General features: G+C 71.3%; 10 protein-coding genes and 1 pseudogene. 4 read left to right on the forward strand and 7 right to left on the reverse strand.

Going from position 1 to position 10,459, the window contains the following annotated elements; all coding sequences use genetic code 11:
* Nucleotides 1-54: 54 nt before the first annotated feature.
* Together IG08_RS0127690 and IG08_RS0127695 are read right to left on the reverse strand one after the other, a co-directional pair.
* Nucleotides 55-1,881, reverse strand: coding sequence for an AMP-dependent synthetase/ligase (locus tag IG08_RS0127690; protein WP_030607971.1), 1,827 nt, complete (start codon nucleotides 1,879-1,881; stop codon nucleotides 55-57).
* Between the two features lie 251 nt (nucleotides 1,882-2,132).
* Entirely contained in the window at nucleotides 2,133-3,632 is a 1,500-nt protein-coding gene (locus tag IG08_RS0127695; RefSeq protein ID WP_030607976.1) for an MFS transporter, read from the reverse strand.
* A gap of 111 nt (nucleotides 3,633-3,743) precedes the next feature.
* Between IG08_RS0127695 and IG08_RS0127700 the strand changes: the two genes are divergently transcribed.
* A complete protein-coding gene (locus IG08_RS0127700) occupies nucleotides 3,744-4,724 on the forward strand; it encodes an Lrp/AsnC family transcriptional regulator (RefSeq protein ID WP_030607979.1) in 981 nt (326 codons plus the stop codon).
* 96 nt (nucleotides 4,725-4,820) lie between these two features.
* Here IG08_RS0127700 and IG08_RS0127705 read toward each other — a convergent pair whose 3' ends face one another.
* A complete protein-coding gene (locus tag IG08_RS0127705) occupies nucleotides 4,821-5,684 on the reverse strand; it encodes a LysR substrate-binding domain-containing protein (protein ID WP_030607982.1) in 864 nt (287 codons plus the stop codon).
* A gap of 179 nt (nucleotides 5,685-5,863) precedes the next feature.
* Between IG08_RS0127705 and IG08_RS0127710 the strand changes: the two genes are divergently transcribed.
* A complete protein-coding gene (locus tag IG08_RS0127710; RefSeq protein WP_030607986.1) occupies nucleotides 5,864-6,901 on the forward strand; it encodes a bile acid:sodium symporter family protein in 1,038 nt (345 codons plus the stop codon).
* On the opposite strand, the gene IG08_RS0127715 is transcribed toward IG08_RS0127710, so the two are convergent.
* The 3 genes from IG08_RS0127715 to IG08_RS0127725 all read right to left on the reverse strand — a co-directional run bounded on the left by IG08_RS0127715 (nucleotide 6,837) and on the right by IG08_RS0127725 (nucleotide 9,226).
* The gene (locus IG08_RS0127715) at nucleotides 6,837-8,066 is read right to left on the reverse strand and encodes a DUF4185 domain-containing protein (protein ID WP_030607989.1); all 1,230 of its coding nucleotides are present in this window, start codon (nucleotides 8,064-8,066) and stop codon (nucleotides 6,837-6,839) included. The genes IG08_RS0127710 and IG08_RS0127715 overlap by 65 nt on opposite strands.
* Nucleotides 8,067-8,195: 129 nt before the next feature.
* Entirely contained in the window at nucleotides 8,196-8,957 is a 762-nt protein-coding gene (locus IG08_RS0127720) for a collagen-like domain-containing protein (protein ID WP_030607991.1), read from the reverse strand.
* On the reverse strand, nucleotides 8,954-9,226 hold the full coding sequence (locus IG08_RS0127725) for a hypothetical protein (RefSeq protein WP_030607994.1): 273 nt from the start codon (nucleotides 9,224-9,226) through the stop codon (nucleotides 8,954-8,956). The genes IG08_RS0127720 and IG08_RS0127725 overlap by 4 nt, the downstream gene beginning before the upstream one ends.
* Before the next feature lie 193 nt (nucleotides 9,227-9,419).
* On the opposite strand from IG08_RS0127725, the pseudogene IG08_RS57445 reads away from it, so the two are divergent.
* Nucleotides 9,420-9,554: pseudogene (locus IG08_RS57445) on the forward strand (MarR family transcriptional regulator); the annotation flags it as partial.
* A 19-nt stretch (nucleotides 9,555-9,573) separates the two neighbouring features.
* Nucleotides 9,574-10,101, forward strand: coding sequence for an isochorismatase family protein (locus IG08_RS0127735; RefSeq protein ID WP_030607998.1), 528 nt, complete (start codon nucleotides 9,574-9,576; stop codon nucleotides 10,099-10,101).
* 12 nt (nucleotides 10,102-10,113) lie between these two features.
* Here the strand turns inward: IG08_RS0127735 and IG08_RS0127740 are convergent.
* A partial coding sequence (locus tag IG08_RS0127740) for a formate dehydrogenase accessory sulfurtransferase FdhD (protein ID WP_030608001.1) occupies nucleotides 10,114-10,459 on the reverse strand: 346 nt, incomplete at its 5' end.

Here is a 10,459-nt window from a genome sequence, read left to right on the forward strand (position 1 = left end):
CAACGATCAGAGGGTGCTGTGCATTCCTGAGCGCAGAATCAGCCGGAAACAACCTCAGGCTCGGTACAGTGCCTCGACCTCATTGGCGTACGCGTTCTCGATCGCCTTGCGCTTCAGCTTCAGCGACGGGGTCAGCAGGCCGTGCTCCTCGGTGAACGGCTGGGCCAGTATGCGGAAGGTGCGGATCGACTCGGCCTGGGAGACCAGAGTGTTGGCGGCGACCACCGCGCGGCGCACCTCGGTCTCCAGGTCGGCGTCGCGCACCAGATCGGCCGGGAGCATCTGTGGCTTGTTCCGCATCGTCAGCCAGTGCTCGACGGCCTCCTGGTCGAGGGTCACCAGCGCGGCGATGTAGGGGCGGTCGTTGCCGACGACGATGCACTGGGAGACCAGCGGGTGGTCGCGCACCCGCTCCTCCAGCACGCCGGGGGAGACGCTCTTGCCACCGGAGGTGACCAGGATCTCCTTCTTGCGGCCGGTGATGGTCAGGTAGCCGTCCTCGTCGAGCGCGCCCAGGTCACCGGTGGCCAGCCAGCCGTCGTGCAGGGTCTCGTCGGTGGCCTTCTGGTTGTTGAGATAGCCCTGGAAGACGTTGTGGCCGTGCAGCCAGATCTCGCCGTCGTCCGCGATGTGCACGGTCATGCCCGGGATGGGCTGCCCGACGGTGCCGTAACGGGTGCGCTCGGGCGGGTTGGCGGTCGCGGCCGCCGTCGTCTCGGTGAGGCCGTAGCCCTCGTAGATGTGCACGCCCGCGCCCGCGAAGAACAGCCCCAGCCGGCGGTCCATCCCCGAGCCGCCGGTCATCGCGTGCCGGATACGCCCGCCCATCGCCGCCCGCAGCTTGGAGTAGACGAGCTTGTCGAAGAGCTGGTGCTGCATGCGCACACCCGCCGACGGACCGGGCCCGGTGCCCCAGGCCTTGGCCTCCATCGCCTCCGCGTACTTGACCGCGATCTCGACGGCCTTCTCGAAGGGACCGGCCTTGCCCTCCTTCTCGGCCTTGCGGCGGGACGCGTTGAACACCTTCTCGAAGATGTACGGCACGCCGAGGAAGAACGTCGGCTTGAACGCGGCGAGGTCGGGCAGCAGGGCGGCGGCGTTCAGCTGCGGCTGGTGGCCGAACTTGACCTTGCCGCGGATCGCGGCGATCTGCACCATCCGGCCGAAGACGTGCGCGAGCGGCAGGAACAGCAGGGTCGCCGCCTCGTCGCCCTTCTTCGAGTGGAACACCGGCTCCCAGCGCTCGATGACGGTGTCCGCCTCGTACATGAAGTTGCCGTGGGTGATGACACAGCCCTTGGGACGGCCGGTCGTGCCCGAGGTGTAGATGATCGTCGCGATCGAGTCCGGGGTGACGGCCTGACGGTGGCGGTGCACTATCTCGTCGTCGAGGTAGGCGCCCGCGTCGTACAGCTCCTGCACCGCGCCGGCGTCCAGCTGCCACAGCTGGTGCAGCTGCGGCAGCCGGTCGATGACGGTGGCGATCGTCATCGCGTGGTCCTCGTGCTCCACGATCGCGGCCGTGCACTCGGCGTCGTAGAGCGCCCAGAAGCACTGTTCGGCCGAGGAGGTCGGGTAGAGCGGCACCACCTGGGCGCCGATCGACAGCAGCGCGAAGTCGAAGAGCGTCCACTCGTAGCGGGTGCGGGACATGACGGCGACCCGGTCGCCGAACCGGATGCCCCGGGCGAGCAGCCCCTTGGCGAGGGCCAGGACCTCGTCCCGGAACTCCGCCGCCGTCACGTCCCGCCACTGCCCGTCGTCGTCCTTACGGCCGAGCGCGAGATACAGCGGGTCCTCCTGGGCATGTTGGAAGACGACGTCGGCCAGTCCGCCCACCGGGGGTGCCAACGCCAACGGAGGGTTGGTGAACTCGCGCAAACCCCGCTCCCCGCTCCTTGGCGCTCTCTTGAGTGATGCTCCGCACAGCGCCGTGAAAGCTACCCCACCCGGAGACGGGACGGGAGGGGTGCCGAAGCCGAGCAGTGCTCACGTATGCACTGGTCAGTGATGGAAAATGCGCTCACATGCGGAAGGGTCGGACACAAAGCTGACGGTTGAGTAAGTTTCGGCACCGTAATCTCCACTGAATCTGTACGACCCGATTACGGCGCACGACCTTGCAGAAAGGGTCATCCCCGGGATGCCGTCTCCTCCTCTGTCAGCGTCGCGGGCGCGGAATCCGTCACCCCGGTCCCGGCCGCGCGCTCCTTCCTGACCAGGCCGAGCACCAGCGCCGCCCCGATCGTGCCGACCACACCCATCACCACGAACGCCGAGTTGAGCCCCGAGGCGAACGCGGAACGCAGGGTGTGCGCGGAGAACGCGCCCCGCAGGGCCGCGGCGCCGCCGCCGGCCAGGGTGTGCGCCGCGTCCTGCGGCAGCGTGTCCCGCATCCGGGAGGTCAGTACGGTCCCGCAGACGGCCACCCCGAGCGCGTAGCCCAGCTGCCGGAACGTGTTCACCGCACCGCCCGCCATGCCCGCCCGCCCCGGCGGCATCGCGGCCAGCGCCGCACCGGCGATCGCCGGCGACACCAGCCCCGTGCCCACACCCACCAGAACCAGCCCCGGCGCGAGCGCCGTCCAGCCCGATCCCGCGTCCAGCACCGCCTGGCAGAAGGACCCCGAACCGACCAGCAGCAGCCCGCCGCCGATCGTCAGCCGGGCCGGCACCCCGTGCAGCAGCCGCCCGCCGAGGATCGCGACCACGACCGCCGCCCCCGTCAGCGGCAGCAGCGTCAGACCGGCGCGCACCGGACTCATCCCCAGCAGCGTCTGCATCCAGATCGAGGTGTACGCGATCACACCGAACGCCACGCCGTTGAAGGCGAGCGCCCCCGCCATGACCCCCACGAACGCGGGCTTGCGCAGCAGCGACAGGTCGAGCAGCGGATGCGCGGCCCGGCGCTCCACCAGCACGAAGCACACCAGCGCGAGCGCGGCGAGCCCGAAGGAGGCCAGCGCGCCCGACGCGGTCCAGCCGTCCTCACCGGCCCGCACCACCGCATACGTCGTCCCGCCCGCGAACCCCGCGAACGTCACCGTGCCCAGCCAGTCCACCCGCATCCCCCGCGGGCCGCGCGACTCCGGCACCACCCGCAGCGTCAGCCACACGGCGACCACGCTCACCGGCAGGTTCACGAAGAAGATCCACCGCCAGCCGGGCCCCTCGGCCAGCAGCCCGCCGAGCACCGGTCCGACCGCCGCGGCCCCGCCGCTGACCGCACCCCACACCCCGAGCGCGGCCGAGCGCTGCCGCCCCTGGTAGACGGAGCCGAGCAGCGGCAGCGTCGTCGCGAACATCGCGGCGGCGCCCACCCCCTGCACGGCACGGGCGGCCACCAGCGTCCCGGGCCCGGACGCGAGCCCGCACAGCAGCGATGCCGCCGCGAACAGCACCACGCCCGCCACATGCACCCGGCGCCGCCCCAGAATGTCCGCGGCCGCCCCGGCCCCCAGCAGCAGCGCCGCCAGCGCGAGCGCGTACCCGTCCACCACCCACTGCAGATCGCTCAGCGACGCGTGCAGAGACCCCGCCATGTCCGGCAGGGCGACCACCACGATCGTCACGTCCAGCAACAACATGAACGTGCCCAGGCATATAGCCGTGAGCGGCCCCCATGTACGCATGTCCTCAACTCCTCGTCCGTGGGATGCGTCTTCCTCCGTACGATGGGTGGGACCGGGCGATCACAGCGGCTGTCGGCATTCAACCGGCGGAATCCGACAGGGGTGAGTCTGATGGAGACGGAATTCCACACCATCGACAAGCTCGACCTTCAGGTGATGTCGGCGCTGGAGGTCGACGGCCGGGCCTCCTTCAGCCGGATCGGGGCGGTGCTCGGGGTCTCCGACCAGACCGTCGCCCGCCGCTACCGCAGGCTGTGCGCCGAGGGCGGGCTGCGGGTCGTGGCGATGCGGGACTCCCACGCCCTCGGCCAGGACCAGTGGATGCTGCGGGTGCGGTGCGCGCCCGACAACGCCCTGGCCATCGGCGAAGCGCTCGCCAAGCGCCCCGACACGTACTGGATCGGGCTCGCCTCCGGCGGCACGGAGGTTCTCTGTCTGACCCGGCCGCGCAGCCCCGGCGACCACGACGACCTGCTTCTCGGGAAGCTGCCGCGGACGCCTCGTGTCATGGAGATCCGCGCGCATCAACTGCTTCATCGGTTCTACGGCGGGGTCAACGGGTGGGTCCGCAAGCTGCATGCCCTGACCGACGAGCAGACCGCCGCGCTGGCCCCCGTACCGGTGCCCGCGGCGGGGCCGGCCCGTATCGAGGCGGAGGACGAGCCGCTGCTGGCGGTCCTGGAACGGGACGGACGCGCGACCTATCCCGAACTCCAACGCGCCACCGGGCGCTCCGAGTCAGCGGTCAAGCGGCGGCTGGCCGCGCTGCTCGGGTCGGGTGCGGTGTATATCGACGTGGAGTACAACCCGGAGATCTTCGATCATCCGGTTGCGGCGGTGCTGTGGATCACGGCCGCGCCGGGTGCGCTGCAGGCCGTCGGGGAGGCTCTTGCCGGCCACGACGAGATCGCCCACGCGTCCGCTACCGCGGGGGCCACGAATATCTGCGCTACCGCGCTTGCTCGTAGCTCGGCGGATCTTTATGCCTATTTGAGCGGGCCGTTGGGGCGGTTGGAGGGGGTTCAGCATGTGGAGACGACGCCGTTTCTGCGGCGGGTGAAGCAGCTGACGTATCCGCTGGCGGCGCGGTGAGTGGTTTGTTGTCTGCTGCGCCGTCGTGGCTGGTCGCGCCCACGCGGCGGAGCCGCATATCGACACAGCCCCGCGCCCCTATGGGGCGCGTTGTAGTCACCGTTTGTGCAAGCGGTCGCCGGCCGCCAAGATTGCCGCTGCCAGTGCGTCTGCTGCTCCCTGGGCTGCCGTACGTCTTTGGCCATGGACCAGGACGAAGTCGACCTGGCCCAGTTCCGGGAGGCCCGCGCGGTCGGGCATGCGGACCAGACCCGGGGGGACGAGGCCGCGGGAGTGGGCCATCACACCCAAGCCCGCACGGGCCGCCGCGATCAGCCCGTTGAGGCTGCCGCTCGTGCACACGATGCGCCACTCGCGCCCCTGCCGCTCCAGCGCCTCCAGGGCGAGCGCGCGGGTGATGCCCGGCGGCGGATAGACGATCAGCGGCACCGGACGGTCCGCGTCGAGGCGCAGCCGCTCCGCACCGATCCACACCAGCCGGTCGTGCCAGACCAGTTCGCCCCGCGGCTCGTCCTGCCGCCGCTTGGCCAGCACCAGGTCCAGTTTCCCGGCGTCGAGTTGCTCGTGCAACGTGCCCGACAGCTCGACCGTCAGCTCCAGATCGACCTCGGGATGGTCGTGACGGAACCCCTCCAGGATCTCCGGCAGCCGGGTCAGCACGAAGTCCTCCGAGGCGCCGAAACGCAGTCGCCCGCGCACCCGGGTCCCGGTGAAGAAGGCCGTCGCCTGCTCGTGCACCTCCAGGAGCCGGCGGGCGAAACCGAGCATCGCCTCCCCGTCCTCCGTCAGCTCCACGGAGTGCGTGTCCCGGGTGAACAGCTGCCGCCCGGCGGCATCCTCCAGGCGCCGTACATGCTGGCTGACGGTCGACTGACGCAGCCCGAGCCGCCGGGCGGCCTGCGTGAAGCTCAACGTCTGCGCCACCGCCAGGAACGTACGCAACTGCGACGGGTCGTACACCACCCCAGGCTATCGCGAAACGTGATGACAGTCAGAGTGGTATGCCGGATTCCCGATCGCGGGCCGGAAGAGGACGATGGAGAGGGGATCCGTTGTCCTGGAGGCCCCCGCACCGCCCTGTACCGCTGTCGAGCACGAGCAAGTGGAGAACCGTGAAGCGCCTGCGATGGCCGGCCTGGATGCCGGTCGACCCCTACATCCTGCTGCTGCTCGGCACGGTGGGCCTCGCTGCCCTCGTACCGGCACGCGGGACGTCCGCAGACGTGGCGTCCGGCGCCTCCACGGCGGCGATCGCCTTCCTCTTCTTCCTCTACGGCGCCCGCCTGTCCACCCGCGAGGCGCTGGACGGACTCAAGCACTGGCGGCTCCACGTCACCGTGCTGGCCTGCACCTTCCTCGTCTTCCCGCTGCTCGGCCTCGCCGCCCGCGGACTCGTCCCGGTCTTCCTGACCGACCCGCTCTACCAGGGCCTGCTCTTCCTCACCCTCGTCCCCTCCACCATCCAGTCGTCGATCGCCTTCACCTCCATGGCCCGCGGCAACGTGCCCGCCGCGATCTGCGCCGGCTCCTTCTCCTCCCTGGTGGGCATCGTCATCACCCCGCTGCTCGCGGCCGCCCTGCTCGGCAGCGGCAGCGGGGGCTTCTCGGCCGACTCGCTCCTCGAGATCGTGCTGCAACTCCTGGTGCCGTTCCTCGCCGGGCAGTTGCTGCGCCGCTGGATCGGTGGCTTCATCACCCGCCACAAGAAGGTCCTCGGCCTCGTCGACCGCGGCTCGATCCTCCTCGTCGTCTACACCGCGTTCAGCGAGGGCATGGTCCAGGGCATCTGGCACAAGGTCAGCCCCGCCCGCCTGGCCGGACTGCTGGTGGTGGAGGCCGTCCTGCTCGCGGTGATGCTGGCACTGACCTGGTACGGCGCGAAGGCCCTCCGCTTCAACCGCGAGGACCGGATCGCGATCCAGTTCGCCGGCTCGAAGAAGTCCCTCGCCTCCGGACTCCCCATGGCGAGCGTCCTGTTCGGCGCGCACGCCTCGCTCGCGGTGCTGCCGCTGATGCTCTTCCACCAGATGCAGCTGATGGTGTGCGCGGTGATCGCCAAGCGCCGCTCGCACGACCCGGTCGGCGAGGACGCCACCGCACCGGGCGAGGAGGTCACCGGGTCGGCGTCAGCCGCAGCGTCACGAACCGCGGTCGGTACAGGGACACGTTCCGGCTGATCTGCGCCGAAGCCCCCGCCGTCTCCAGCCAGTTGACGTCGTAGCTCAGCACCACCCGCCCGTCGCCCGCGAGTTCGGGATGCGTCTGCGGGTTGTAGGCGGCGACCTGGGCGTGGGGCAGCGCCGGGCTGAAGTCCTTCGTCGGCCCGTGCCACGGTCCGGCCGGGGAGCAGGCCCAGTACGAGGTCACGGTGGACAGCCCCTTCGTCCCCGCGGCCATGGTGAACAGCACATACGTCCCGTCCGCCCGCACGACCGAGAACGCGCTGCCCACCCCGGTACGCCGCCCGTCCCCGAGCACCGCACGCGGACGGGCACCCGCGGTCCAAGCGGCCCCGTCCCAGTACCGCCAGGCACCCGGCTCCCCGAGCCTGCCCTCCGGCACCCGCGCCACATACGCCGACGAGGCGGGCCGGGACGCGGCCTGACCGTCGTCGCCCCCGAAGACGTACGTCCAGCCGTCCTCCTCGACCAGCGTCGTACCGAACAGGACACGCCGGGACGGATCCTGGACCAGCTGCTCGTCGAGGACCTTGGTGATCGACTCGACGCGCAGATCGGGCAGGGACAGGGTGGCGACCTCGGTGGCGGTGGGCACGCCGTAGATCCAGGGGGACTGACCGGCGGTCCGCACCCACAGCAACACCCGTACGACCTTTTCGTCCGACCCGGGGGAGCGGGGCTCGACCCGGGCCGCGACCGGCCAGCGCCACTGGTTGGGGGCCGGGTCGGGGAACAGGGGCGTCGGGAGAGTGCTCTCCAGGCGCCGGTCGCGCATCACCACCGCCGAGTTGCGCACCAGCGGCGCGGTGGTGTCCCGCCAGGCGTAGGACTCGCCGACCGGATTCGGCGGGCCGTACACCTGGCCGAGATAGGTGTCCGAGAACAGCCACAGCACCCGGCCGTCCGGCAACTGCACCGAGTGGGTGCCGTCACCGCCGGTCCAGTCGTCGACACGGGACGCGTCGTCGCCGTAGCGGGCGAACTCGGCGGTGAGCCGCTCGTCCGTCGACCATGAGCCGACGGCACGCGGCACGCAGCCGGCACCGCCCTCCCGTTCGCCGTCGTCCGGGAGGGCGGTGAGCAGCACAGCCGCGAGCGCCAGGGTCAGCAACAGCCCGACCCCGGCCGCCGTCCGCTGCCGCGCTCGCGCGTCCTCGGGCACGGTTCGGGACGTTAGTGGGTGGGGGGCGCGGGGTCCATGGGCAGTCGGGGGACGATGCCGCGCAGGAGGCGTCGCCGGTGGTGAGCGCGGCGCGGGCGAACCCCCTACGGAGCGGATCGTCGCCGGTGGTCAGCCGGGTTCACGTCGACGCCATGGGCGCAGCAAGGCCGGAAGTACGGCTGCGGGGCCCGGACTTGGTGCCGGAACGGCTGCGCCGGCTCTGCGGCAGACCAGGGCGTCCGGGTCGTCGACCGGTACCTGGAGGGTGTAGCCGTCCGGACAGGCCGGCCCGGGGTCGCCCTTGGGGCCGGGATCGCCTTTCGGGCCCTGCACGCCCTGGGGGCCGTCGGTGCCCGAGGGGCCCGCCGGCCCCGTGGTGCCCGCCGAGCCGTCCGTTCCGTGCGATCCCGGGTCGCCGGGCGGGCCGGAGGGGCCGGGTGAGCCCTCCGGGCCTTCGGGGCCCTCGGGTCCTTCCGGTCCCGGCGGTCCCGACGGGCCGGGCTCACCGCTGGAGCCGGCCGCGCCGGGGTCGCCGGGGGCGCCGCCTGTGCCCGGCACTCCCCGCTCGCCCTTCTCACCGCGCTCGCCGGGCAGCGCGGCGGGCACCCGGACACGGTCGATCAGGTCGTCGACCGCCTCGGAGGGATCGGGTGCCGCCGGGGTGCCGCCACCGGCCTCGACCTGGGCGCGCAGGTCGCGCACGTCCTGCGCCAGCGTGGACAGGGCCTTGCCCCGGCGGTCGGCCTCGGCGCGCATCTGTTCGGCGCGGCGGTCCCCGGCGTCGATCCGCGCCCAGAGGATCACCGCGACACCCGAGAGCGCGATCAGCACGCAGACGAGGAAGACGCTGCGCCACCGCCGGGCGAGCAGCCGCTCGAAACGTGACGTCACGACGTACCTCCCATGCGGTGGATGTCGAGCCTGAGCCGCGCGATCTCCGACTGGTCGGCGGTGTGCAGCGTCGATAACTCGCTGATACGGCTGTCCCGTTCGGCCACCTGGCGTTCCAGGCGGTCGCGCTCGGCCTGCAGCTTCTCGGTCAGGCTGGAGTACCCGGTCAGCGCGTTCTCCCCGCGCTTGCCCAGGTACGCCACTACAGCCGCGCCCAACACACCCGCACAGGCGAGTAACGAGCCGAGCAGGGTGGTCCCGGCATCCAAGTGACTGCCTCCTACTGACCGACGGGCCGTATATCGGACGGCCCATTGCACTCCCGGAGTAACGAGCCGGGGCGCGTGGGGTTGTGCGGTGCCGGGCCACTACTCCGGACGGGTGGTGACGGGGAGTCAGGGATGACGAACGCCGGTTTCAGAGGCGGGAGTTGTCGGGGTTCGGTCAGGGACGCGGCGTCACGAGGGCGCACGCCTGCTGAAGCGCTGCGAGAAGGTGGCCCGTAGAGCGAACGACGAGCTGCTCACCCCGCTCTCGGCGGCCGAACGCGACCAGTTCATGTGCCTGTTGATCCGGATTTCCGGTACGGAGGGCTGACGACGGATAACGTTCCGTCATGACCGCACCCCTCGCACTCGACCCCGCGCGCACCGCGCTCGTCCTGGTCGACCTGATGGACCGCATCGTCGGACTGCCGCTGGAACCCCGCAAGGGAACCGAAGTCCTCGCCGCCGCCGAGGAGTTGGCCACCCAGTTCCGCTCGGTCGGTGCCCTCGTCGTCCTCATCCGCGTCGAACGCCCCACGGTCGCCGAGCAACCGCCCGGCAGCGGCCTGGCCGCCGGACTGCTCCGGCTCGGCGACGTCGAGATCGTCAAGCGGACCATCGGCGGCTTCCAGGGCACCGGCCTCGACGGCCGCCTGCGCGAACACGGCATCACCACCCTCGTGTTCGGCGGCATCGCCACCAACCTCGGCGTCGAGTCCACCGCCCGCGCCGCCGGCGACCTCGACTACGACCTCGTTTTCGTCGAGGACGCGATGGCCGCGTTCACTGCGGCGGAGCACGAGGCCTCGGTACGGCTGGACTTCCCTCGGCTGGGCTCGGTGGTGCGCACGGCGGATGTGCACTTCACGAGCGACTGAGCGCGGTCGGGCTCAGCCCTGGGTGGCCGCGGCCCGCAGGGTGATGCGGTCCTCGCCCGCGTACACGTTCATGTTGCTGCCCCGCAGGAAGCCGACCAGGGTCAGGCCCGTCTCCGCGGCAAGGTCCACTGCCAGGGAGGACGGGGCCGAGACCGCCGCGAGGACCGGGATGCCGGCCATCACGGCCTTCTGGGCCAGTTCGAAGGAGGCGCGTCCTGAGACGAGCAGGATGGTGCGGGATAGCGGCAGGTCGCCGTTTTGCAGGGCGCGGCCGACGAGTTTGTCGACGGCGTTGTGGCGGCCGACGTCCTCGCGGATGTCGAGGAGTTCGCCGTGTTCGGTGAACAGGGCTGCGGCG

Origin of the sequence: Streptomyces fulvoviolaceus (genome assembly GCF_000718165.1) — a bacterium.
Classification (GTDB): Bacteria; Actinomycetota; Actinomycetes; order Streptomycetales; family Streptomycetaceae; genus Streptomyces; species Streptomyces fulvoviolaceus.